This is a genomic window from Actinopolymorpha sp. B9G3, from assembly GCF_040120725.1.
Taxonomy (GTDB): Bacteria; Actinomycetota; Actinomycetes; order Propionibacteriales; family Actinopolymorphaceae; genus Thermasporomyces.
Window position 1 is genome coordinate 93,456 of the sequence record NZ_JBEEAB010000002.1, and the last position, 25,290, is coordinate 118,745.

Consider the following 25,290-nt stretch of genomic DNA (forward strand, 5'->3'; position numbering starts at 1 on the left):
GCAGGCATCTTGCCATGCCGACGTCGGCTCACAGGCGTTCGATGCGGAACACCCCGCAGTGCGGCGCGGCGGCCTCGAAGCCTTCAGGGGTAGGGCTCTCCACCGTCCCCGTCTTGAGGAACATGGTGACGCCCTGGGGCACCTTCACCGGAAACTCGCGCAGGATCCGTCCCCGCTCGTTCACCGGCAACTCGACCAGTCGGACGCTTTCGCGGCGACGTCCGCGGGCGAGAGTCGCTTCGCCGGCCGCTCGAACGTTCTTCGCCCAGTCGCCGTCCACCTGACCGGCGACGACGTAGCGCTGCCCGTCGACGGTGTACGGCGACACCGGGGTCGTGCGCGGCGCCCCGGTGCGGCGGCCAGGCACGGTGAGGAGGTGCATTGTGCCGAAGGGGAGGCCGAGCCGTTGGAGGCCGATGATGATCTTGTTGGCCCACTTCAGCCAGGGCGGGGGAAACGTCGAACTGCTCATGGGTTCTCCTTGTCGCTAGGTGTGGCGGACGTCTCCGCTCGCTCGGGCCCATCGATCCATGGAAGGGCCCCTTCGCGTATTGCGTCCACGATCTGGCGCAGCCAGTGGAGTTCCGCTCGGCGCAGAACCTGGGCGTACTCCACTTCGAGGAGGACGACGCGGGCGATGCCGGACTCGCGCAGCGGCTCGAGTTGGCGGTCGGTCTCGTCGATCTCGGCGTGCAGGGAGTCCGCGCGCGCGTCGAGCAGGTCGGCCGCGTCGCCCGCGGTCACGTTGAGGATGTGGGCCAGGCCGGCCGCGAAGACCGGGTACTCCTGCGCGGGGACGCCGACGTACTCGCGGACGAGCGCGTCCAGTAGGTCGCGTCCAGCGTCGGTGATGGCGTAGGCCGTGCGCTCAGGCCGGCCGCCGGACCGGCTGGTTTCCACCGGCTCGACCAGTCCGGCCCGATGGAGGCGCCCCACGCTGTCGTAGAGCGAACCGCCGCGCAACTTCACCACCTCGCCGATGTGGCGGGCGCGGACGAGCGCCTGCAGCTCGTACGGATGCCGCGGTTGTTCGCGGAGCAGGCTCAGCACGGCCATGGTCAATGGCGTGCGGAGAGCGCGGAGCGACATCGACGATCTCCCTTCGCACCTTGCCGTGACGGTGACGTTGACGTTAGTCGAATTCGGTTAATCGATATCGACTATACGTCCGAAGGCGGCGCGCGGACAACCGGGGCGGCGGTCCGGCGGCATGCTGGTGCGTACATCCGGCTGGTGATGTGGTCCCGGAGCGGAAAGCAGGGTGGGATGGTCGGCGACAGGGTCCACAGCGACGGTGTGATCGGAGTCGACATCGGGACGACCGGCGCCAAGGCGGTCCTGGTCGACGACGCCGGGCGGGTCCGTGCCGAGGCCGGCGAGGAGTACCCCACCCGGTACCTCGAGCCGAACGGCGCCGAGCAGGACCCCGACGACTGGTGGGCCGCGACCTGCCGGTGCGTACGGGCGGTCCTCGGTCGGTCCGGCGTCGACCCCGCGCGGATCGGCGGGATCGGCATCAGCAGCCAGGCCCCGAGCGTGGTCGTCGTCGACGCGGCGGGTGTTCCCGTGCGGCCCGCACTGCTCTGGCTCGACCGGCGTGGGCAGCCCGCCTGCCGGCAGCGCGCGGACGCCGCCGCAACGGTCGTCTCCACGACCGGCAACCGGATCGACGCGTACTTCGCGGCTCCCAAGCTCGCCTGGCTCCTGGCGAACGAGCCCGGGATTCGGCAGACAGGCGCCGGCGTCCTGATGGCCAACGGCTATGTCGTACGCAGGCTCACCGGCGTGGCGGTCTGCGACTCCGGGCACCTCGGGCTGACCCTGCTCGGGGACCTCGACACCGGCCAGTGGTCGGCCGGCATGGTCGACCTGTGGGGCGTGCCGCCCGCGTGGCTGCCCCCGGTAGCGGAACCGACCGACGTCGTGGGAACGGTGACGAACGACGCCGCGGAGGCGACCGGACTGCTCGCCGGTACGCCGGTGGTGGCGGGTGTCGTCGACGGCGCGGCGGCCAGCCTGGAGGCGGGACTCGCCCACCACGGCGACGTCTGCGAGATGACCGGCCAGTCGACCGTCGTCAACGCGGCAGTCGAGGCGAAGCGCCTCCGCCGCGACCGGCTCGGCACCCTGAGCGTCCTGCCGTACCCCCTGCCCGGCCACCATCTCGTCTACGGCTCCATGGTCGCGACGGGCGGGATCCTGCGCTGGTTCCGCGACGAGTTCGGCGACGCCGAACCTACCCCCGACGCGTTCGCCGCTCTCGACGCTCTCGCCGCGACGGCGCCGCCCGGTAGCGGCGGCCTCGTGCTCCTGCCGTACTTCCTGGGCGAGCGCTCGCCGCTGTGGAACGCCGACGCGCGAGGTGCGCTGGTCGGCCTGTCGATGGCGAGCCGGCGGGCCGACGTCGTCCGCGCGATCCTCGAGGGCACGGCGTACGGTCTCGCCCACAACCTCGAGGAGCTGGGGCGGCTCGGCCTGCGGCCCGGTGTGCTGCGCTCGGTCGGCGGAGGCGCCCGCGGAACCACCTGGACCCAGATCAAGGCCGACGTCACGGGCCTGCCGATCGACGTGCCGAAGGAGTCGCGTGGCGCGCCCGTCGGCGCCGCACTGGTGGCGGCGGCCGGAGTCGGGCTCGTCCCCGACCTGGCCGCGACGGTGCGGTCCCGGGCCGCCGGCGTTCTCCGGCACGTCGAACCCGATCCGGCGCGTCATGAGGTGTACCAGCGCTACTACGCGGTCTTTCGGGACCTCTACCCAGCACTCGGTCGTACGTTTGACCAGCTCGCCGACCTCCGCGTCACCTGAGGACTCCGAGCCGGAAGCTCTAAGATCGTTTTCGCCGCGTACCGACACGGGAGGGTTCGAACGGGTGCTGACGCGACTGCGACGCATGCTTGACCTTCAGACCAGGACGCGGAACGGCATCGTCGGACGGGTCCGCGAACGTGGCCGCGGCCGCACGCAGGAGCCCGCTGCGGAGCGTTCCGACACCAGGAAGGCCACCCGGACGACCGGCCACTACGTCGTGTGTGGCTCGGACAGCACCGCCGCGCGGATCACCACCGAGCTGCTGGCGGTCAACGAGGCCGTGACGGTGATCGTCCCCGACGCCGACTCCGACCATGCCCAGGAGATGGCGGCCATGGGAGCGACTCTCGTCGTCGCCGCGCGACCCCACGAAGCGGCGCTGCGGGAAGCCGGGGTCGAGACCGCGCAGGCGATCGCCCTCGTCGCGCCCGATGATCTCGGCAATGTCCATGCCGCCTTGACCGCGGAGGAGCTGAACAAGTCGATCCGGCTGGTCGTCCACATCGTCAACCCGCGGCTCGCCGAGTTCGTCGAAAACCTGGTCGCCTGCGAGGCCATGTCGGCGGCGGACATGGCCGCGCCGGAGTTCGTGGCCGCGGCGTTGGGGGAGTCCGAGATCCAGTCGATGACGGTGGGTGGGCGGAAGGTCGTCGCGGGGCCGGCCGAGCTCCTCGCCGACCCGCCACTGACCGGGCTCGCGCGGACATCGGACGGTCGTACGGAGCTGTTGCCGAACGAGCACGCCGACCTGGTCCTTGCCACCGGAGTCCGGCGGAGGCCCAGGCGGGTGCATCCCCGACTGGACGACTTCCTCACCGACCTGCGGCGGGTCTTCGACGCCCGCCTCCGGCTGGTCGCCCTGTTCCTGGTCGCTGTCATCGCCGTGGGCAGTCTGCTCGTGCACTTCTGGCCGCGGAAGCAGAACCAGGAGATCGAGTGGCCCGACGCCATCTACATCGCCGTCTCGACCGTGACTTTGACCGGTTTCGACGACCCGCGAACGTCCGGCGCGACCACCTGGGTGAAGCTTTTCGCGGTCGGTGTCCAGCTTTTCGGGCTCGTGATGGTGTCGCTGGTGACGGCAGCGATCGTCGACGCGTTCGTGGGGGCCTCACTGGCGCGGTCGCTCGGCGTGCTGCGCGGCCGGCCGCGCGGGCATGTCGTGGTGTGCGGGCTCGGCACGGTCGGCACCAGGGTCGCCGAGTTGCTCCACGACAGGGGCTTCAACGTCGTCGCGGTGGAGGTCGATCCTGAGAAGCCGGGCGTCCGCACCGCCCGCGCGCTCCGCATCCCCGTTCTCATCGGCGATGTCAGCCAGGACGCGGTGCTTCGCGAAGCCCGGCTTCATCGCTGCCGAGCGCTGCTCGCCGTCACGAACGACGACGTGGCCAATCTGCAGGCCGGGCTGTACGCACGAGCACGCAACGCCGATGCCCGCGTCGTCCTGCGCCTCTTCGACCACGAGTTCGCCGGACGGGTCCAGGACCGTAAGGGAATGGGCTTCACCACGCGAAGCGTGTCCACGCTCGCCGCTCCCGCGTTCGCCGACGCGCTGCTGGAGCGACGGGTCGACGCGGTCGTGCCGGCCGGGCGGCGGGTGATCGTCGTCACCGAGGTGACCATCCGCGACGGTGCCTCCGTCGTCGGTGACCTGCTCGGCGACCTGGTGGAGCCGCAGATGGTCCGGTTCCTCGCCCACCGGACACTCGCCGGGGGGTGGAACTGGGATCCCGCTCTCACGACGCCGCTGCGCGCCGGCGACCGCGTGGCGGTCGTCACCAGCCGCGCCGGGCTGGCCCGCGTCCTGCTGGCCGCCAGGCCCGCGCGGCAGCCTTCGGTCTCATCCGCCGCCGACCAGGACGATTCGCTGAGTTCCGACATCCACGCTGAGGCATGAGTGGTGCCGCCTCGCCGGCGAGGCGTGACCAGCGGACCCGTCCCTGCCCAAGCGCATGGATGGGGACCTCCCGTGGCAGGGAGAAGTCCAGTCGGGAAGAATCGCCCTCATGACGTCCGAGAGCTTCTCGCGCCCCGGTGCCGTCGACCTGTCCGGCCTCAGCGCACCAACAGGCTCACCGGGAGCGACGACGGGTCAACCCGGTGCGCCCGGCCAGGGTGCTGCGGGTGGCGGATACGTCGTCGAGGTGACCGAGGCCAACTTCCAGACCGAAGTGGTCGAACGGTCGGTCACCGCACCTGTCGTTCTCGACTTCTGGGCGACCTGGTGTCAGCCCTGCAAGCAACTGAGCCCAGTGCTCGAGCGTCTCGCGACGGAGTACGCGGGACGCTTCCTGCTCGGCACGATCGACGTCGACCAGAATCCCCGGATCGCCCAGGCGGCCGGGGTCCAGAGCATCCCGCTCGTCGTGGCCGTCGTCCGGGGTCAGCTCGTGCCGTTGTTCCAGGGGGCGGTGCCCGAGGGGCAGGTCCGGCAGTTCATCGAGGAACTCCTTCGACTGAGCGAAGGTCAGGGTGCCGCCGGTACGCACCAGCCGGTCGGTGGCGCACCGGTCGAGGATGCCGGTGACGAACCCGCCCGCGACCCGCGATACGCCGATGCCGACGCGGCCCTGGAACGCGGCGATCTCGACGGGGCCGTCGCCGCCTTCGAACGGATCCTCGCTCAGGCACCCAGCGACGCCGAGGCAACCCGTGGCCTCGCCCGCGCCAAGCTCCTGCGGCGGGTTTCGGCTCTCGGCTCCGGCGCCGAGGTCCGGGCGGAAGCGGCGGCGAAGCCTGACGACGCGCGCGTCCAGTGCGCGGTCGCCGATCTCGACGTGGCCGGCGGTCATGTGGCCGACGCGTTCAGCCGGCTCGTCGACACGGTCCGGCGTACGACCGGAGACGACCGCAACGTCGTCCGGCTGCATCTGCTGGAGCTGTTCGAGGCCGTCGGGCCCGAGGACGAGCGGGTCCGACAGGGCCGGAAGGACCTGAGCGCCGCGCTCTTCTGACCCGCCGGATCGAGGGTCGCCGGGTTGTCCACCGGTGGAGAATCGTGCCTGACCCGACCTGGCTCGGCTTGGTTAGGCTACGGATCAGCAGGTACTTCCGACTTTGGTCACAGGGGTCATCAGGTGAGCATGCGTGCTTTGCGTGTGGCTGCCGGGATCCTGGCTGCCCTCGTCGGAGTGGTGGCGCTCGGCGTCGGCGCCGTGGTGGGTTTCTGGATCGTCGGCCCCGACGACGTCCTGAGCGCCGAACCGCGGCAGGTCGCCAGCAAGGGGCTGGCGCTCACGACCCCACCCGATCTCGTCGACTACTACGGAAGTCGCGCCGTGGTGAGGGTCGATCCCGCGATGGCGGACAGGGACGTGTTCGTCGGCATTGGCCACGACATCGACGTCCGCAGCTACCTCGACAAGGTGGCGCAGACCCGGTTCACCGAGGTCAGCTACCCGTCGACGGTGAAAACCCAGGAGGTCAGAGGCGCTACCTCGCGCGTCCTGCCACCGACCGAGCTGGACTGGTGGACCGCCCACGTCTCGGGTCGCGGCGCCCAGACGCTGGAGTGGGAACTCCCCGACGGTCCCTACGACCTGGTGATCATGGCCGCCGACGGCACGCCCGGTGTCGACGTGACCGCCACGTTCGGATTGGAGATCAAGGGCGCCTTCGCAAGCTCGCTCGCCGTGGCTGGCGCAGGGATGGTGCTCCTCGCTGGCGCCGGTCTGCTCTTCCGATCCCTCCGGAAGGATTCTGCGCTCGGCAATGACGTGCTGTGGGAGGACCGGGAGCTCTGGGAGAGCAACGGCTACTGGGGATCACCCGAGCGGTCGGTGCCGTTGGCGGAGCTCCCCGGAATACCGGCAGACCCCCGCGCCGTGCCTGCCCACGCATCCAGCGCGCAAGGCACTGCGCGGAGCGCCCCCGCTCATCCCGGGCAGGGAGGGCACCCCGGTCACCAGGGAGGGCACCCCGGTCAGCAGGGACAGGGGATGCCGACAGGACCCTCGGCGGCACCACCCCCGGGCAGCGCGTGGCCGCCGCCGGGGGTGTGGAATCCCGACAGCCGGCCACAGCGCATCTCGGGCGGCCCCGCGACCGTTCCGCCCTCGCCGTCCTCAGCGCCCGCCGCGAGGCACAACGGCAGTTGGCCGCCGGCGCATCGCCACCCTCCTGATCTGCCGGGGAGGCCGACGGACCCGCAACACCACATCCCGCGGAGCGCACCTCCGCGCACGCCACAGGGCGCGCCTCCCGGTGGTCCGACCGGCTTCAGCGAGGCGTCCGCCCGACTTCCCTGGCAACCGCCGAGCGGGCCCAGCGAACTGAGCGCCCCTGACGGCGTTGGCGGACCGAGCGGGGTTGGCGGCGTTGGCGGGCCGAGTGAGGTTGGTGGACCGAGTGAGGTTGGTGGACCGCGTGAGGTAGGTGGACCGAGTGAGGTAGGTGGACCGAGTGAGGTTGGTGGACCGAGTGAGGTTGGTGGACCGCGTGAGGTTGGTGGACCGCGTGAGGTTGGTGGACCGAGCGGGGGCGCCGACGTTGGCTGGTCTGGCCCACCGGCAAGCCTGACTGCGCCCGGCCAACCGACTGCGCCTGGCCGGCCGAGCACAGCCGATGGTCCGGGTTGGCAGGGCGGACCGCAGGGAAGTGGGCAGGGCGGACCCCAGGGAAGTGGGCAGAGCAGACCTCAGGGAGGTGGGCAGAGCGGACCCCAGGGAAACGAATGGTGGAGCGCTGCACGTGGCGCACCCACCTCGCCAGCTTCCCGTGCACCGGAAGGGCCCGACTGGCGGCCCCAGCGAGGACCTGCAGCTTCGCCGACGCCCGATCTGTCGGACTTCCCGGCGTTCGAACCGGATCTCTCCGACTTCCAGTCCTTCCCGCCCGTCGACGCCAGCGGGCACGGTTACTCCCCGCCCGAGGACCGTGCGTACGACGACGACCGGACCACCATCGACGCCCTGTTGCGGGGCGACGCCGACCGGGCGGAAGGTCGGTGACGGAGGATGCCTGACCGGCGCCCCCGGCCCGTCCGCCGTGCCGTCCCCCTCGGTGTCCTGCTGCTCGCACTGGCCGCGAGTGCGGGCTGCGTCTCGCTGCCCGAGACCAGGACCGGAAGGTCGCCCGAGTGGTCACCGGCGAGCCAGGACAAGACGATCGGGTTCCTCCAGCGGTACGACAAGATCAACGCCAAGGCGAGCGCCGCACGCGATTCCGACCTCATCGAGTCGATCCAGTCCGGCCCGCTCCTGACGGCGAGCCAGGCCCAGTTCCGGATCGCCAAACGGCTCGACCCGGACGACAAGAATCCCGGCGCGGCGGTCAGCCACAGCGATCCACGGGCCTACCTCCCCGCGTTCGAGGGCTACCCGGTCTGGTACTTCGCCGTCTCGAAGGTCGCCGGCGAGGGCGACACCGCCGTCGACCTGGTCATGCGCCCGACCGCGGGTTCATTGTGGCGGAAGGCCCAGTCCGTCGTCCTCGACGACGACGCGGAGGTCCCGGAGATCCTCGACCGTGACAGCGCTGCCGTCGTGGTACCTCCGGGCGAACGAGAGGGCCGGGCCCGGGCACCCGCCGAGGCGGCGGCCGCCTACGCTGCCTTGCTCGAGGAGGGGCCGGAGGCGCCCCAGGCACCGGCGTTCGTCCCTCATCCTGACACCGAACGCAGCCACCGCGCCTCCCAGCAGAACCGCAGCCAGGCCAACGCCTTCACCTACGACCAGGAGTTCTCCGTGACGTCGGTGCGGGCGCTCGCGACCAAGGACGGTGGCGCGCTCGTGCTCTTCACGATGACGGAGGCGGAGAGTCTCGCGATGCGCAACGCGAGCCTGGAGTTCGACCAGGACGACGCCGTCGCCGCCTACACCGGGCTCGCCAAGGGGGAGGCGTTCTTGCGTACGTCATGGATCTGGCAGGTGGTCGCGGCGGTCCCGATGCAGGACGCCGAGGACATCAGGGTCCGCATCCTCGGCACGGAGCGTTCCCTGGCGTCGGCTGACATGAAGTGACGGCCCGCCTCCCGACCGCCTCCCCAGCCCTCCCGTACGCGAGGGAACGCACCCGACCGCAGTGACCGCTCAGCAGGAGCCGAGCAGTGACTGCAGGGCCTGCTTCTCGGCACTGTCCACGGTGAGCCCGTAGCTGCTCTTCACCCAGATCCACTCCCGGGCGTAGATGCACCACGTGTTCTGGTTCGGTGGTATCCACTCGGCTGGGTCCTTGTCACTCTTCGAGGCGTTACTTGACGCGGACACGGCGATGAGTTGGGCGATCGAGAGGTTGTTCGCGAACTCCTGCCGCCGCGTGGTGGTCCACCCGCTGGCACCGGACCGCCACGCCTCGGCGAGGGCGACGATGTGGTCGATGTCGACGTCGGATGAGTCGGTGACCCAGGTCGCGTCGTAGACGCTGTACCACTGGCCCGAGGTGGGCTGGCAGGACGAGTCGACGGCGACGCCGGTCCCGTCCCGCTGGAGGACGACCTCACGGGTGTCGCATGACCCGCTCTGGTTGATCCAGTGCGGGAAGAGGTCGCGGTCGTATCCGTCGGACGATCCCTCCGGAGCGACCGTGAGCGCGGCGAGCATCGACGCGGCCTCGCCGCCGCTCGGCGGGGTGGGCGGGTACGCCACGGCGGACTGCTGGGTGGACAGGACGAGCGCCACGCTCGCCAGGACGACGGCGAGGATCGCCGGCCGCTTGCGGGGACTTCGACGGGCTGGGTCGGGACCTGATCGCCACCTGGACACGGCTGCCACCTCCGGGCTCATCGCCATCGCGGATCTCGCGAACTGATGCGGTGTCTTTCGGTGTCTCGGGTTTCTCATCCCAGTTTGGACCGTTTGCGGGTGAGCCGGAGGAACGCCTGGGTAAGCACCTGATGACCTGTCCGGGTCTGGCAGGGGGTGCCAGGGAAATCCCCAGAGGCGTACCGGGGGATCCGGTCACAGGTGAGGGGGACGCCGCGGCGATGGGTGGACGTGAGCGAGGCGGGCTCGTACGCCGGTTGGTCGTGGCGGCGGTGGGGGTCCTCGTGGCCGTGGCGATGCTGCCGAGCGCCGAGGCCGAGGTGGCGCGCTCCTTCGAGGGATTCGGCCTGATCGGCCCCGTGGGGATCGTCCGCGGCGTCGATTCCGACGAGCAGACCGAGCAACTGGTCCGCGATGTCCTCGCCCGCGCCGGTGTCCGCAAGGTGGTCAACACGGACGGAACACAGCCGCGTACCCACCTCACCGTGTGGCTCGGCGACGCTGCCACGACTCTGGCGGCTCTCGGCTCCAAGACGGCCGCGACGCTCCCCGCCGACAGCTACATCCTCGCTGTCGGGAAGGACCACGACGGGCGTGGTCACGTGGTGCTGGACGGTGCGGACGCCGACGGGACATTCTACGCGGCCCACGCACTGGCCGACCTGGTTCAACGTCGCAGCGGACCCGACTTCATGCCCCCGACGCACGTGCAGGAGACGCCCTCGATGCGGTACCGCGGTGTGGTCGAGGGTTTCTACGGCACGCCGTGGTCGTTCGAGGAGCGCCTCGACCTGCTCGACTTCATGGGCACGCATCGGATGAACACCTACGAGTACGCACCGAAGGACGATCCGTACCAGCGCAAGCTCTGGCGGATGCCGTACCCCGCCGAGAAGCGCTCCCAGCTGGCCACGCTGGTGCGCAGGGCACGGCAGAACCGGGTCGACGTCGGATTCACGCTGTCGCCGGGACTGTCGATGTGCTTCAGCGGCGAACAGGACTACAAGGCCCTGACGGCGAAGCTCGACTCGATCTACGCCCTCGGCGTCCGGTCCTTCACGATGGGCTTCGACGACATCGATCCCACCCAGTGGCACTGCGCCGCGGACGAGGCGACGTACGCCGACAAGCCGGGAGGGGCGGCCGAGGCGCAGGCCGCTCTGCTCACCCGCCTCCAGCACGAGTGGGCGAACGGCAAGCCCGACATCGCGGCGCTGCGGATCGTGCCGACGGAGTACGACAGCGTCACCGACTCGCCCTACAAGAAGGTCCTGCGGGCCAAGCTGCAGACGGGTGTGACGGTGTACTGGAGCGGGGTGGCCAACATCCCGCGCTCAGTCAGCCGCGACCAGGCGGCGCACGCGGCCAGGGTGTTCGGGCACGAGATCATCCTCTGGGACAACTATCCGACCAACGACTACATCCCCGGCCGGATCCCGCTCGGTGCGTACTCCGGCCGGGAGAACGGGCTGTCCGGTGAGGTCGCGGGCGTCCTGTCCAACCCGATGAACCAGTCGGCGTTGAGCAAGATCGCGTTGTCCGCGGTCGGCGAGTTCGGCTGGGACGACGAGGGCTTCGACCCGGCGGCGGCGTGGTCGCGCGCACTGGCCGACCAGGCCGGTGGCGACCGGAGAGTGGCCGGCGCTCTCCGCTGGTTGGCAGACCTCAACAACTTCGACGGCGCGCTGCACTATGCCCGGGCGCCGGTGCTCTCGGTGAAACTGGCGGACTTCTGGACCGCGTGGAACGACGGCGACCGGACCCGCGCGGCGGCGGAGCTGCGTCGCACGCTGGCTGAGATCGCCGGGTCACCGCAACTGATCCGGGAAGGTGTCGACGACCCGAACTTCGCGACCCAGGCCGCCGGCTGGCTCGACGCGACCGAACTGTGGGCACGTGCCATGCAGGCATCGCTCGCCGCCCTGGTAGCTGCGGCGGAGAACGACCTCGCGGCGGCCGCGGACGCCCGCGCGGCGGCGAATGGCCTGGTCGAGCGCGCCAAGGAGGTCCGGGACACCCGAAGCCCGCACGCTGGTCGTCAGCTGATGGTCGGCGACGGGGTGGTCGACGAGTTCGTCGCCCGGGTCGACCGGGCAGTCGACGCCGCCCTCGGCATCGGGCTCGACCGGCCGCAGGCGCAGGCATCCATGGACACCTACGCGGGCCACGAACCGGCCCAGATGCTCGACGGCGACAAGATCACCTACTACTCCAGTGCGCGGGCTCCCGTGGTCGGCGACTTCGTCCAGGTCGATCTCCGTGTCGAGCACGAAATCGGCGAGGTGCGGCTCGAGCTGGCGTACGCCAACTCACCGAAGGACTACCTCCGGTCGGGCGTACTGGAGTACTCCACCGACGGCGAGACCTGGACCGTTCTTACCCGAGGCGACGCCGCGGAGGTGCTGGCGAAGGCCCCGGAGGGGACGCGGGCGCGCTACGTCCGCTACCGCGCTGCGGCGGCGAACGCTCCGTACTGGCTCGTGGTCCGTGAGTTCGACGTCGAGGTTCTCGACCGTACGACTCTCTCCGTCGACGGTGGCTCCGACCATGAGGACGAGTCCGACGACGAGAACGAGTCTGACGACGAGAACGCGGCGGACGGCGAGAACGATGCGGGCGACGCGAGCGGTACGGCGAATGCCGCGGTGGACGGCGACCCCCACTCGAGTTACCTCGGGACCGGTCCGGAGGGCGACGATGACCATCTGGTCGTCACGCTGTCGACGGCCCGCCCGCTGGAGCGGGTGAGCGTCCTGCAGGCCGCAGGGGAGACCTCGCAGGGGACGCTGGAGGTGCGCAGGAGCGGGACATGGACGGTGATCGGCCAGGTGGGCGGCACCTACACGTCGATCCCGGTGCGGGACCATGCCCCGGTCGAGGCACTCCGCCTACGGTGGAAACGCGGCGAGGTCGCTCCCAGGGTCGCGGAGATCGTTCCGCACTACCTGCCCGACTGAGGCAGCCCACGCCGCCGTGGGGGCGGGGCGGGCTCAGGAAGTTGGACCCGGACCAGAAATATCTTGCGAAGACTGGAATGTCCGACCAGGCTACGACGTTGCCACCTATTGGTTGGGAAGGCACCAAGCCGAAGCACCGCAGAAATACTGTCCACACAAACCCGGATCATCATCGAAGGAGTGGTCAGCCAGCGAGCTGCCACGCGAGCCAGCCGGTCGCACCAGCGCCGGTTCGGCCGCCGGAGTCGACCCAGAAGTCGACGCCACTCGATGTCGGGGGGTCAAGGAAGACGCCTGGGCAAGGCGGCGTGCGGCTGGTCGTCGAGGGAGTGAACCTCCCCGTTCCCGACCATTCATCACCAAACCTACGGAGATCGAAGAACCATGTGGCCTGCCATCAGCAATTTCGCCAACGACTACAACTACCGGTACGACGAGCGGACCCGGCACCAGGTGGTGCCCTTCCCGCGTCAGCGCAACCGGTGGGTCGTCCGGTCGCTTCGCGGCACCGGGGCGCAGCTGGTCCGGTTCGCCGACCGGCTCGACGCCCCCCGTCCCAACGCCGAGACCTGCTGACCGGACCGGACGGGCCCGGTCAATGACCTGACCGGACCGTCCAGGTCACGCACGCACAGCGCTACCTGGAGCAGCACGTCCTGCGGGGCCCCTTTTGCAGGGGCCCCGCAGTCTTGTGTGCGACGGGCGGAGCGCCCCCGAGCGTTGTCCCAGACGGGGCGGCCCTGCGAGCGTTGTCCCAGACCGGGGGTCCGGGCGTTGTCCCAGACGAGGGCGCCTCGCGTCTGGTACAGACGTTGCGGCGTCGGAAAACCGCTCGCGGCGACCCGTCGTGGGGGTCATCCTTCTCGCTATGGCCAGCACAACAGCGTCGTTCGAAGAGTTGCTCGCCGAAGGCGAGGCCGTACCCGTCGAAGGGTGGGACTTCTCCTGGTTCGAGGGGCGGGCGACCGAGGAACGTCCCTCCTGGGGCTACTCACGCCTCCTCGCCGCCCGCATGGCCACCGCCGAAGCCGGCCTCGACATCCAGACCGGGGGCGGTGAGGTCCTGGCCAGCATCCCCCAAGCACCGCCCGTGCTGGCCGCCACCGAGTCGTGGCCGCCGAACATCGAGGTCGCCCGAGGGAACCTGCGCCGGCTGGGCGCGTCGGTGGTCGAGGTCGCCGACGAAGCGCCGCTCCCGTTCCCGGATGGGTCGTTCGATCTGGTGGTGAGCCGGCACCCGACGGTCACGCTGTGGGACGAGATCGCACGGGTTCTCCAGCCGGGTGGGACCTACCTGTCGCAGCAGGTGGGTGCCGGTACGGTCCGCGAACTCAAAGACTTCATGATGGGCACCCAGCCGGTGGGAGGCGACAGCACCCAGCGGGCCGCGACGGAGGCCGAGCGGGTCGGCCTCGAGGTGGTCGACCTGCGCCACGAGTCGCTGCGTGCGGAATTCTTCGATGTCGCCGCCGTGGTGCACTTCCTGCGCAAGGTGATCTGGATCGTCCCCGGCTTCACGGTCGAGGCGTACCGCCCCAGGCTGGCTGACATGCACGCGCACATCGAGCGGCAAGGGTCCTTCGTCGCCCACACCCAACGGTTCCTCGTCGAGGCCCGCAAGCCCGATGTGAGCTGACCCTCAGGCTCACTGTCGACCTGCCGGCCGCCGCCCCGCCGCCTCCCCGGTGCCGCCCCGTCCCCTCCCCGGTGCCGCCCTACCGGGCGCTGCGGTGCTCAGCGTGGTCATTTGCCTCAATCGCTTCAATCGCCGGGTCGTCGCGGCGCGCCAAGACCCGAGTCCAGGTCAGGGCGCAGGCTTGTGGCGGAGCCAGACGGTGCCGAGGGGCGGGACCCGGAGGGTCGCCGACGCCGGACGGCCGTGCCAGGGTTCGGCCACTGCCTCGACGGCACCCAGGTTGCCGACGCTACTGCCGCCGTACGCATCGCCGTCGGTGTTGAGCACCTCGTGCCACGCGCCCGTCGTCGGAAGTCCGATCCGATACCCCTCGTGCGGTACGGCGGCGAAGTTGGCGACGCACGCCAGCAGCGAGCCGTCCGGCCCGGCGCGGACGAAGCTGAAGACGTTGTTGCCCGCGTCGTTCGCGTCGATCCACGCGAACGCACCGGAGTCCTGCTCGCGCGCCCACAGCTCGGGCGACTCGCGGTAGACCCGGTTGAGGTCGCGTACCAGCGCCTGCACGCCCTGGTGTTCGGCGAACTCCAGCAGCCACCAGTCCAGCTCGCGCGACTCTGCCCATTCGTTGCTCTGGGCGAACTCCCCGCCCATGAAGAGCAGCTGCTTGCCCGGATGAGCCCACATGTATCCGAGGAACGCCCGCAGGTTGGCGAGCTGCTGCCACCGATCACCCGGCATCTTCGCGATCAGAGACCCCTTGCCGTGCACGACCTCGTCGTGGGAGAGCGGCAGGACGAAGTTCTCGGAGTACGCATAGATGAGGGAGAACGTCATCTGGTGATGGTGGTACTGCCGGTGGACCGGCTCGTGTCGGATGTACTCCAACGAGTCGTTCATCCAGCCCATGTTCCACTTGAACCCGAACCCGAGCCCGCCCAGATGCGTGGGCCTGGTGACCCCGGGCCACGAGGTCGACTCCTCGGCGGCCGTGACGATGCCGGGCACCCGCCGGTAGCAGGTCGCGTTGACGTCCTGCAGGAAGCTCACCGCGTCGAGGTTCTCCCGCCCGCCGTACTCGTTGGGGGTCCACTCGCCTTCCTTCCGCGAGTAGTCGAGGTAGAGCATCGACGCGACCGCGTCGACGCGCAGCCCGTCGATGTGGAACTCCTCCAGCCAGTAGAGCGCGTTGGCCAGCAGGAAGTTGCGGACCTCCCGGCGGCCGAAGTCGAAGACCAGCGTGCCCCAGTCCGGGTGCTCGCCGCGGCGTGGATCGGCGTGTTCGTACAGCGGAGTGCCGTCGAACCGCGCCAAGGCCCACTCGTCGCGCGGGAAGTGTGCCGGAACCCAGTCGAGCAGGACCCCGATGCCGGCCTGGTGCAGCGCGTCGACAAGCGCTCGGAAGCCGTCCGGGTCACCCATCCGCGCCGTCGGCGCGAAGTACGACGAGACCTGGTAGCCCCACGACGGACCGTACGGATGCTCCATCACCGGCATGAGCTCGACATGGGTGAAGCCGAGGTCGCGGACGTACGGCACCAGCTCGTCGGCGATCTCGCGGTAGGACCGCCCCATCCGCCACGATCCGAGATGCACTTCGTAGATGCTCATCGGTTCGGCGTGCGGCTGGGCGGCGGCGCGCCGGGCGAGCCACTCGGCGTCGTCCCAGGCATACGACGAGGTGTAGACGATGGAGGCGTTGGCCGGTGGTGCCTCGGACCGGAACGCCAGCGGGTCGGACTTCTGCCGCCACCCGCCGTCGCGCCCGAGGATCTCGTAGCGGTAGAGGGTGCCGTCGCCGACGTCGGGGATGAACAGCTCCCAGACGCCGCTGCTGCCGAGCGAGCGCATCGGATGCCCGCGCCCCTCCCAGAAGTTGAAGTCGCCGACCACTCGGACACCGCGCGCGTTGGGCGCCCAGACGGCGAACGACGTACCGGTGACCGGACCGGCCGGGGTGTCGTAGGTGCGGACGTGCGCACCCAGCACGGTCCAGAGCTGTTCGTGACGACCCTCGCCGATGAGGTGCAGGTCCATCTCGCCGAGCGTGGGCAGGAAGCGGTAAGGGTCGTCCGTACGGACGCTCACTCCGTCGGGATAGCCGACCTCGAGCCGGTAATCGGGCACCTGCGAGCCCGGGAGGACGCCGACCCAGATGCCTTCGTACTCGTGGGTGAGCTCGACGAGGGTGCTCGTGTCAGGTGTGGCGCCCACGCGGACGCAGACCTTCTCCGCCAGCGGACGCAGGACGCGGACGGTCACCACGCCGTCGGAGCCGACGTGGGGGCCGAGGATCCCGTGCGGGTCGTGGTGCTCCCCGGCGACCAGCCGGGCCAGCTCCTCGCGGGCGATCTCGGCGGGCTGGGCGGGAACGGTGGTGTGGTCGGGCATCGTGGGGCACCTTCTTCGGGCCGATGCTGCGGCGTGTCTCGCGGTATGAGGGTGGCGCACTCCAAGGTGTTCGGTGCCTATTACCTCATCAACGGACTGTTCAACCGGCGAGGCGCCGGATCGCCGCGAGGGGGATCCCGATCCAGTCGGGTCGGGTGCGGGCTTCGTAGACGACCTCGTAGACCGCCTTGTCGGTTTCGTACGCACGCATCAGGACGCCCTGGTCGCGCGGGTCGCTGCCGGCCACCTCGCCGTAGCCCTCACAGAACGCCGAGCGGTTGCGCTCGGACCACTCGGCCGCGCGGTAGGCGAGCTGGTGCTCGTCGGGGTGGTCGTGGCCGGCGAGCAGGTGCTGGGCGGCGTAGTCGAACGAGCGGAGCATCGCCGCAACGTCGCGGATCGGGGAGTCGAGCGCGGTGCGTTCGGCCCAGGCGCGGGCCGGCTCGCCCTCGAAGTCGATGATCCGCCAGCCGCCGACGGTCCGCATGGTCTGGCCGAGGTGGAAGTCGCCGTGGATCCGCTGGACCTGGACGGACTCGAGGGCGCCCTCGAGGTCGTCGTATGCCTGGCGCAGGCCGCCGGCGTAGGTCTGCAGGGCCGGTACGACGTCGATCGCCGCGGCCAGCCGGGACCGCATCGCGCCGGCCAGGCTGACCAGCTCGTCGCGCCCCCACTCGCCGGTCGGGAGGTAGCGGGCCATGTCGGCGTGGATCTGAGCGGTCGTGGCGCCCAGCCGGTGGGACTCAGCCGCGAAGTCGCCGCCTACCTCGTCGGCGTGCAGGTCGGCTTCGGCGTAGAGGTCGCGCACACTGGTGATGGCCAGCTCCCACCCGTCGGTCGCCGTACGGAAGAAGTCGCTGAACATTCCCAGGTCGCCGCGCCCTGGCTTGCCGTCGGCGTCGGGCCACTCCGCCTCGATCCAGCCGAAGAGGCGGGCGACGTTGCCACAGTCGTGCCGGGCGAAGGCCTCGTGCACCTCGATGTCGGGGTTGCGCCCGTGGTGCACCCGCCGGAACACCTTCAGCAGCACGTCCTCACCGAACACCAGGGACGTGTTGCTCTGTTCGCCGGTCAACACCAGCGACGGCAGCTCGGTTTCGACGTCCATGGTCCCGATCCGCTGGAACGCCACGTCGCCTGTGACCGTCGTACGCAGCAGACCCTGGAGGAAGGCCGGCGTGGCCTCCTTGTCGTGCAGGGCGTCGTAGGCCCAGACGATCTTGCCGCCGAGCTCGGGCTCGGCCCAGTCGGCGATCGCGGCGTGGCCGAGGTGGTCCTCCGGTTCGTGCCGGTAGGAGACCGGGAGCTGGTAGACGTCGACCAGGTTGCCTCCCCCGTCGGCATAGCGAACGGTCACCAGCTCGATCCGGACCGCGGGCCAGGCCGTGTTGTTCGAGTCGGCCGGCGGTGCGGAGAGCCAGCTCAGGGGGTGGATGGCTTCCACGGTGAACTCTCGTCCCTTGCCCGCGAACCATCGCTGGCGTTCGAGATAGTCATGGAGACCGGTGGTCTGAGCGGCTTGTCCCATCATCGCCTTTCGGTCGCCTTCCTCGAGGGCGGTGTTGTCTCAAGACTGTGTTGGCTCAAGGAAGTGTCGTCTCGCCCTGTCGCTTTGCCTCAGGCCAAGGGCTCCTCACCTGTGGGTAGGGGCAGCCGGAACCAGTAGAACCCGTGGCCACCGAGGGTCAGCAGGTACGGCAGCTCGCCGATCTTCGGGAACCGCACCCCACCGATCAGCTCGATGGGCTCGACCCCCTCCCATCGGCGCAGGTCGAGCTCGACCGGCTGCGGGAACCGGGACAGGTTGTTGACGCAGAGCACCGCGTCGTCGCCCTGTTCCCGAACGAACGACAGGACGCTGGGGTTGCTACCCCCAAGATCGGTGAACGAACCGGAACCGAACGCCGGATTCTGCTTGCGTACCCAGATCATCCGGCGCACCCAGTGCAGCAGCGAGGAGCTGTTCTGCAGTTCGGCCTCGACGTTGACGGCCTGGTAGCCGTAGATCGAGTCCATGATGACCGGCAGCGCGAGCCGGCCGGGGTCGCAGGCGGAGAAGCCGGCGTTGCGGTCCGGGGTCCACTGCATGGGAGTACGCACGCCGTCACGGTCGCCCAACCAGATGTTGTCGCCCATGCCGATCTCGTCGCCGTAGTAGAGCACCGGCGATCCGGGCAGCGCCAGCAGGAGCGCGGTGAACAGCTCCATCTGGTTGGTGTCGTTCTCCAGCAGGGGAGCGAGGCGCCGGCGGATCCCGATGTTCGCCTTCATGCGGGGGTCCTTGGCGTACTCCGCCCACATGTAGTCGCGGTCCTCGTCGGTGACCATCTCCAGCGTCAGCTCGTCGTGGTTGCGCAGGAAGATGCCCCACTGGCAGCGGTCGGGAATCTTCGGCGTCTGCGCCATGATCTCCGAGATCGGGTAGCGCGACTCCCGGCGTACGGACATGAAGATGCGGGGCATCACCGGGAAGTGGAACGCCATGTGGCATTCGTCGCCACCGCTGCCGAGATCCCCGAAGTACTCCACGACGTCGGCGGGCCACTGGTTGGCCTCGCAGAGCAGCACCCGGTCGGGGTACTCCTTGTCGACCTCCTTGCGGATCCGGCGCAGGAACTCGTGGGTCTTCGGGAGGTTCTCGCAGTTCGTGCCCTCCTCTTCGAAGAGGTACGGCACGGCGTCGAGGCGGAACCCGTCGATCCCGAGGTCGAGCCAGAACTTCAGCGCGTCGATGATCGCTTCGCAGACCTTCGGATTCTCGAAGTTGAGGTCCGGCTGGTGGGAGAAGAACCGGTGCCAGAAGTACTGCTTGCGTACGGGGTCGAAGGTCCAGTTGCTGGTCTCGGTGTCGACGAAGATGATCCGCGCGTCCGGGTATCCCTCGTCGGTGTCGGCCCAGACGTAGAAGTCGCCGTACGGACCGTCGGGGTCGTTGCGGGACGCCTGGAACCACGGGTGCTGGTCGGAGGTGTGGTTCATGACGAAGTCGATGATCACCCGGATACCCCGGGCGTGAGCGGCCTCGACGAACGACACGAAGTCGTCGTGGCTGCCGATGTCGGGCGCGATGGCGGTGTAGTCGGCGACGTCGTACCCGCCGTCGCGCAGCGGCGAGGCGTAGAACGGCGGCAGCCACAGGCAGTCGATACCCAGCCACTCGAGGTAGTCGAGCTTCTCCCTCAGCCCGCTGATGTCACCGATCCCGTCGCTGGTGGAGTCGGCGAAGGAACGGACGAGCACTTCGTAGAAGACCGCCCGCTTGTACCACTCGGGATCCGACCCGAGGCCGCCCACCACGCCGGACGCGCTGGCGTCCGGTGCCGTCGATGTGGAACCAGCCGTCGATGTGGAGCCAGCCGTCGATGTGGAGCCAGCCGTCGATGTGGAGCCAGCCGTCGACGTGGAGCCAGCCGTCGACGTGGAACTGGCCGTCGACGTGGAACTGGGGTCGGGAGGGCGCCCGCCGGAGCTCCCGGACGGACGGTCCCCTGGGGCAGCAGTCTGGATCATGCGATACCTCGTCGGAGGGAGAGGATGTGGGCCGGCTGGACAGCGGGGTCGAGCCGGAGATAGTTGTGCTGTCCCCAGCGCCATGTCTCGCCGGTCAGCTCGTCGTGCACGACAAAGGTGTCGTGCCAGTCCAGGCCCAGGTCGGGCATGGTGAGGGAAACGACCGACTCACGGGTCCCGTGCGGGTCGAGGTTGACTGCGACGATAACGGTGTCGGCTGCGCCGCTGTGAGCGCTGTCGCGCCGCCCGTCGGTGTGGTCGCCGTCCGGCAGCTGCTCGCGCTTGGAGAAGACGAGCAGGCTGTCGTCTGGAACATGGTGGAAACGTAGGTTGCGCAGGCGTTGCAGGGCCGGATGTGCACGGCGGATGTCGTTCAGTTGGCGCAGATAGGGCATGATCGACTGGCCCTCGCGGTCGCCGCCCGGCTCGTAGGCGGACCAGTCGCGGGGTCGGTACTGATACTTCTCGGAGTCGAGATACTCCTCGCTGCCCGGGCGCAGAGCCAGGTGCTCGCAGAGCTCGAAGCCGGAGTAGACACCCCAGGTGGGGGAGAGCATCGCCGCCAGGACGGCGCGGATCTTGAACGCCGCCGGCCCGCCGTCCTGCAGGAACGCGGTCAGGATGTCCTGGGTGTTGACGAAGAAGTTCGGCCGCAGGAACGCCGACGTCTGCTGGCTGAGCTCGGTGAGGTAGGACTCGAGCTCGTCCTTGGTGTTGCGCCAGGTGAAGTACGTGTAGGACTGGTGGAAGCCCACCTTGGCCAGCGTCTGCATCATGGCCGGCCGGGTGAACGCCTCGGACAGGAAGAGCACGTCCGGATCGGTCGTACGAATCTCGGCGAGCAGCCACTCCCAGAACTGCACCGGCTTGGTGTGCGGGTTGTCGACCCGGAAGATGCGTACGCCGTGGTCCATCCAGTGCCGGACGATCCGCAGCACCTCGGCGTAGATCCCCTCGGGGTCGTTGTCGAAGTTCAGCGGGTAGATGTCCTGGTACTTCTTCGGCGGGTTCTCGGCGTAGGCGATGGTTCCGTCGGACAGCGTGGTGAACCACTCGGGGTGCTCGGCGACCCACGGGTGGTCGGGCGCGGCCTGCAGGGCCAGGTCCAGCGCGACCTCCAGGCCCAGTTCGCCCGCGCGGGCCACGAACGCGTCGAAGTCCTCCAGGGTGCCCAGGTCGGGATGGACGGCGTCGTGGCCGCCCTCGTCGGACCCGATCGCCCAGGGCGAGCCGGGATCGCCGAGCCCAGGGTCGAGGGTGTTGTTGGGGCCCTTGCGGTTGACCTTGCCGACCGGGTGGATCGGTGGCAGGTAGACGACGTCGAAGCCGTTGGCGGCGATGGCGGGCAGGCGTTCGGCGGCGGTCTTGAACGTGCCGGAGACCCAGCGGCCCTCCTCCGCGGCGAGGTAGGCGCCCTCGGACCGCGGGAAGAACTCGTACCAGCTGCCGTACAACGCCCGCTCGCGGTCGACCCGCAGCGGGAAGGGTTCGGAGGCGGTCAGCAGGTCGCGCAGCGGGTGCGCGGCCAGGACCTCGGACACCTCCGGCGCCGTGGCGACATGCAGCCGGGCCTCGGCGGGTCGGGAGTCGTCACGGAGCGCGTGTACGGCAGCCTCGAGGATCGCGCGACCGGCCCGGTCGGCCGCCGGAAGGTTGTCAGCGGCGCGCCGCAGGACCTGCGCCCCCTCGGCGAGCATGAGCGGGACGTCGAGACCAGCCGGGACTTTGATCTCCGCAGCGTGCCGCCAGGTGGACACGGGGTCGCCCCACGCTTCGATCGTGTAGGTCCAGTCACCCTCCGCATCGGGACGGATCTCCGCGAACCACCGGTCGGTCCCCGGCTCGCCGGGGCGCATGGGGATCCAGCCGAGGGTGCGGCCGTCCGGGCCACGGGTGACGACATTGGCGCCGAGCGCGTCGTGGCCCTCGCGGAAGATCGTCGCCGCGACCGTGAACGCCTCGCCGACGACGGCCTTCGCGGGGAACTGCCCGCCGGCGCGTACGACCGGATCCACCGAGATGATCGGGATCCGGCCGATCACGGTGTGCGGGTCCCAGGACCGGTCCGCTGCCGGGTCGGGCCGGTGGCGCGCTCCGGTGGTGTCCTCGCCGACCTCCGCGACCTCGGGGGCCTCGGTCTCGGTCCCCTCCGTGACCTCGGGGGCCTCGGTCGCTTCGGCGACCTCCCCCGAGGTGATGGTGCCGCGGCCGGGATCCGGCGCGCCGTGAGCCTGCTGCCTGGGGTCTTGGGGCATCTCGTTGGGAGCCATGGAAGTCCGGGAGCTGGGGGATGGGCGGGCGTGGGATCGGTTGTTTCGGGATCGACGCTGAGACACAGCGGTGAACCTACTCATCCCAGTATCACGGGTAGAGCCAGGGCATGCTCGGGTTGGGTACGGTTGGCGCCGCGCAGCCAACGCGAGGCCCGCCACGAGGCCGACCAGCAGCAGGTTCATACCCGGGTGGTTCCCCCGGAGCGGCTGCAAAACCTTGCTTGTTCTGCAACGACAGAGCAGGCCCCACGGCGTGTCGGAGATGGCGCTGGGTTAGCGTGTGCCCTCGTGCGCGCCATCCGTCGTTTCACCGTCCGCCCGATGCTCCCCGAGCCGCTCGCGCCGCTCGGCGACCTCGCCCTCAACCTCCGCTGGTCGTGGCACCCGCCCACCCAGGACCTGTTCGCCGCCGTCGACGGCGAGTTGTGGGAGGCGAGCGGCCATGATCCCGTACGCCTGCTGGGCGAGGTCACGGCCGAGCGCCTCGCCGAACTGGGCTCCGACCAGGGCTTCCTGGCTCGCCTTGGAGAGGCAGCGGACGACCTGCGCGACTACCTCACGAGCGACCGTTGGTACCAAGCGCAGGGGCCGGATGCTCCGCGCCAGATTGCGTACTTCTCACCCGAGTTCGGGATCAGCGCGGTGCTTCCGCAGTACTCCGGCGGCCTCGGCATCCTGGCCGGCGACCACCTCAAGGCGGCCAGCGACCTCGGCGTACCGCTGATCGGTGTCGGCCTGCTCTACCGGCACGGCTACTTCGTCCAGTCACTCTCCCGCGAAGGCTGGCAGCAGGAGCGCTACCCGATCGTCGATCCGCAGGCGATGCCGCTCACGCTGCTCCGCGAGGCGGGCGGTACGCCTGCCCGGGTGAGCGTCGCGCTGCCCGGTGGCCGGCAGCTGGCCGCCCAGATCTGGGTCGCCCAGGTCGGCCGGGCGCCCTTGCTCCTCCTCGACTCCGGCATCGAGGACAACCAGCCCCTCGAACGGGACGTGACCGACCGGCTCTACGGCGGTGGCACCGAACACCGGCTGCTGCAGGAGATGTTGCTCGGCATCGGCGGCGTACGCGCCCTGCGGGTCTACAGCCGGATCACCGGCGCGACCCCACCGGAGGTGTTCCACACCAACGAGGGGCATGCGGGCTTCCTCGGCCTCGAACGGATCCGGGAGTACGTCGAGGGACACGGGCTCGACTTCGACGCCGCGCTGGAGATCACCCGGGCCGGCACCGTCTTCACCACCCACACGCCGGTCCCTGCCGGCATCGACCGGTTCACCCGCGAGCTCGTGGAGCAGCACTTCACCGTGTGGGCGCGTACGCCGGTGGCAACGTCCGCGGCATGGGAGCGCGGGCAGGACGGGTCCGGCACCACCGCAGGCTCTGGCTCCGGCGATGGCGGAGCGGCGGGCGCCGGCATCCCGATCGGCCAGGTGCTCGCACTCGGCGCCGAGGACTACGAGGGCGGCGACCCAGGCCTGTTCAACATGGCGGTGATGGGTCTGCGGCTCGGTCAGCGCGCCAACGGCGTCAGCGCCCTGCACGGCGAGGTGAGCCGGGGCATGTTCGCCGGGCTGTGGCCCGGCTTCGACGCCACCGAGCTTCCGGTGATCTCCGTCACCAACGGGGTCCACGCTCCGACCTGGGTCGCCCGGGAGATGAGCGAGCTCGAGGCTGGCGCCGACGGGTCAGGCGATCCTGACGACCGCCTCGCCGGGATCGTCGATGCCCCCGGCACCTGGGACGTCGCCGACCAGATCCCGATGGCGGAGATCTGGTCGGCCAAGGCGAAGCTCCGGGCCCGGCTCGTGGAGTTCTCCCGTGCGCGGCTGCGCAAGGCGTGGCTCGCCCGTGGTGCCTCCGAGGCCGAGCTGGGCTGGATCGACGACGCCCTGGACCCGAACGTGTTGACCATCGGCTTCGCCCGGCGGGTTCCTTCGTACAAGCGACTCACTCTCATGCTCACCGACCGCGAGCGGCTCAAGCGGCTGCTGCTCGACCCCGAGCGGCCGATCCAGCTGGTGATCGCCGGCAAGTCGCACCCGGCCGACGACGGTGGCAAGAAGCTCATCCAGGAGATCGTGTGGTTCGCCGACGATCCCGAGGTGCGCCACCGGATCGTGTTCCTGCCCGACTACGACATGTCGCTGGCGCATCCGCTGGTCACCGGCTGCGACGTGTGGCTCAACAACCCGTTGCGCCCGTACGAAGCCTGCGGAACGTCCGGGATGAAGGCGGCCCTCAACGGCGGGCTCAACGTCTCGATCCGCGACGGCTGGTGGGACGAGTGGTTCGACGGCGAGAACGGCTGGGCGATCCCGTCCGCCGACGGGGTGGACGACGCCTACCGCCGGGACGAGCTCGAGGCGACCGCGTTGTACGACCTGGTCGAGAACCAGGTCGCGAGGCGCTTCTACGACCGTGACGCCGCCGGTCTGCCGCGCCGCTGGCTGGAGATGGTGCGGCACACGCTGAAGTCGCTCGGGCCGAAGGTGCTGGCGAGCCGGATGGTCGGTGACTACGTACGCGAGCTGTACACGCCGGCGGCCCAGAGCTCCCGGGCGCTCAACTCCTCGTTCGACGGGGCGCGGGCGCTCGCGGCGTGGAAGCGCAGCGTGCGTGACGGCTGGTCCGGCGTACGCGTCGACCACGTGGAGTCGACGGGCGCCGGCGATGGCGCCCAACTGGGTGGCTCGGCCGCGTTGCGGGTCTTCGTCAGCCTGGGGTCGCTCACTCCGGAGGACGTCGACGTGCAGGTGCTGCACGGCCGGGTGGACGACTCGGACCAGCTGAGGGACCCGACCGCGGTGTCGTTGAAGCAGGCCGAGGCGTATGAGGCGGGGCGGTATCGCTACGAAGGGGAGGTCCACTTCGACCGGACCGGCCCCGTCGGTTACACGGTGCGGATCCTGCCGCACCATGAGCGACTCTCCGGACCTGCCGAGCTCGGTCTGGTTGCCTGGCCACCCTCGAGCCCAGGATTCACCAATGGCGACCTCCGCTAGGCGTTCCTGCCCGC

General features: G+C 69.9%; 16 protein-coding genes. 9 read left to right on the top strand and 7 right to left on the bottom strand.

Going from position 1 to position 25,290, the window contains the following annotated elements:
* Positions 1-28 precede the first annotated feature (28 nt).
* Together ABNF93_RS03580 and ABNF93_RS03585 are read right to left on the bottom strand one after the other, a co-directional pair.
* Positions 29-472 (bottom strand): nitroreductase family deazaflavin-dependent oxidoreductase, encoded by a 444-nt coding sequence (locus ABNF93_RS03580; protein ID WP_349326066.1) that lies wholly within the window; start codon positions 470-472, stop codon positions 29-31.
* Complete coding sequence (locus ABNF93_RS03585) at positions 469-1,089, bottom strand: PadR family transcriptional regulator (protein ID WP_349326067.1); 621 nt, start codon at positions 1,087-1,089, stop codon at positions 469-471. The genes ABNF93_RS03580 and ABNF93_RS03585 overlap by 4 nt, the downstream gene beginning before the upstream one ends.
* 177 nt (positions 1,090-1,266) lie before the next feature.
* Here ABNF93_RS03585 and ABNF93_RS03590 point away from each other — a divergent pair, with 177 nt between their 5' ends.
* The 5 genes from ABNF93_RS03590 (at position 1,267) to ABNF93_RS03610 (ending at position 8,768) form a co-directional block, all read left to right on the top strand.
* Positions 1,267-2,805 carry a xylulokinase gene (locus ABNF93_RS03590; RefSeq protein ID WP_349326068.1) on the top strand — a complete coding sequence of 513 codons (1,539 nt, stop codon included), beginning with the start codon at positions 1,267-1,269 and terminating at the stop codon, positions 2,803-2,805.
* 85 nt (positions 2,806-2,890) lie between these two features.
* The gene (locus ABNF93_RS03595) at positions 2,891-4,705 is read left to right on the top strand and encodes an NAD-binding protein (RefSeq protein ID WP_349326069.1); all 1,815 of its coding nucleotides are present in this window, start codon (positions 2,891-2,893) and stop codon (positions 4,703-4,705) included.
* 109 nt (positions 4,706-4,814) lie between these two features.
* Positions 4,815-5,762 (top strand): tetratricopeptide repeat protein, encoded by a 948-nt coding sequence (locus ABNF93_RS03600; RefSeq protein WP_349326070.1) that lies wholly within the window; start codon positions 4,815-4,817, stop codon positions 5,760-5,762.
* 129 nt (positions 5,763-5,891) lie between these two features.
* Entirely contained in the window at positions 5,892-7,757 is a 1,866-nt protein-coding gene (locus ABNF93_RS03605) for a hypothetical protein (RefSeq protein ID WP_349326071.1), read from the top strand.
* A gap of 6 nt (positions 7,758-7,763) precedes the next feature.
* Positions 7,764-8,768, top strand: a complete 1,005-nt coding sequence (locus ABNF93_RS03610; protein ID WP_349326072.1) for a DUF8094 domain-containing protein — start codon at positions 7,764-7,766, stop codon at positions 8,766-8,768.
* Positions 8,769-8,837: 69 nt separating this feature from the next.
* Here the strand turns inward: ABNF93_RS03610 and ABNF93_RS03615 are convergent, their stop codons facing one another.
* Entirely contained in the window at positions 8,838-9,509 is a 672-nt protein-coding gene (locus ABNF93_RS03615; protein WP_349326073.1) for an HNH endonuclease family protein, read from the bottom strand.
* Between the two features lie 221 nt (positions 9,510-9,730).
* Between ABNF93_RS03615 and ABNF93_RS03620 the strand changes: the two genes are divergently transcribed.
* From ABNF93_RS03620 to ABNF93_RS03630, 3 genes are all read left to right on the top strand, one after another.
* Positions 9,731-12,466: a glycoside hydrolase family 84 protein gene (locus ABNF93_RS03620; RefSeq protein ID WP_349326074.1), complete on the top strand. Its 2,736-nt coding sequence runs from the start codon at positions 9,731-9,733 to the stop codon at positions 12,464-12,466.
* 384 nt (positions 12,467-12,850) lie between these two features.
* The gene (locus ABNF93_RS03625; RefSeq protein ID WP_349326075.1) at positions 12,851-13,042 is read left to right on the top strand and encodes a hypothetical protein; all 192 of its coding nucleotides are present in this window, start codon (positions 12,851-12,853) and stop codon (positions 13,040-13,042) included.
* Positions 13,043-13,334: 292 nt separating this feature from the next.
* Entirely contained in the window at positions 13,335-14,102 is a 768-nt protein-coding gene (locus ABNF93_RS03630; protein ID WP_349326076.1) for a class I SAM-dependent methyltransferase, read from the top strand.
* Between the two features lie 168 nt (positions 14,103-14,270).
* Here the strand turns inward: ABNF93_RS03630 and glgB are convergent, their stop codons facing one another.
* The 4 genes from glgB to ABNF93_RS03650 all read right to left on the bottom strand — a co-directional run bounded on the left by glgB (position 14,271) and on the right by ABNF93_RS03650 (position 22,270).
* Entirely contained in the window at positions 14,271-16,490 is a 2,220-nt protein-coding gene (glgB, locus tag ABNF93_RS03635) for a 1,4-alpha-glucan branching protein GlgB (protein ID WP_349326077.1), read from the bottom strand.
* A gap of 100 nt (positions 16,491-16,590) precedes the next feature.
* Positions 16,591-18,021 carry a maltokinase N-terminal cap-like domain-containing protein gene (locus ABNF93_RS03640; protein WP_349326078.1) on the bottom strand — a complete coding sequence of 477 codons (1,431 nt, stop codon included), beginning with the start codon at positions 18,019-18,021 and terminating at the stop codon, positions 16,591-16,593.
* Between the two features lie 86 nt (positions 18,022-18,107).
* Positions 18,108-19,787: a maltose alpha-D-glucosyltransferase gene (gene treS, locus ABNF93_RS03645; protein ID WP_349326079.1), complete on the bottom strand. Its 1,680-nt coding sequence runs from the start codon at positions 19,785-19,787 to the stop codon at positions 18,108-18,110.
* Positions 19,788-19,996: 209 nt separating this feature from the next.
* Positions 19,997-22,270: an alpha-1,4-glucan--maltose-1-phosphate maltosyltransferase gene (locus tag ABNF93_RS03650; protein ID WP_349326080.1), complete on the bottom strand. Its 2,274-nt coding sequence runs from the start codon at positions 22,268-22,270 to the stop codon at positions 19,997-19,999.
* 291 nt (positions 22,271-22,561) lie between these two features.
* Between ABNF93_RS03650 and glgP the strand changes: the two genes are divergently transcribed.
* Complete coding sequence (gene glgP / locus ABNF93_RS03655) at positions 22,562-25,276, top strand: alpha-glucan family phosphorylase (RefSeq protein ID WP_349326081.1); 2,715 nt, start codon at positions 22,562-22,564, stop codon at positions 25,274-25,276.
* Positions 25,277-25,290 lie beyond the last annotated feature (14 nt).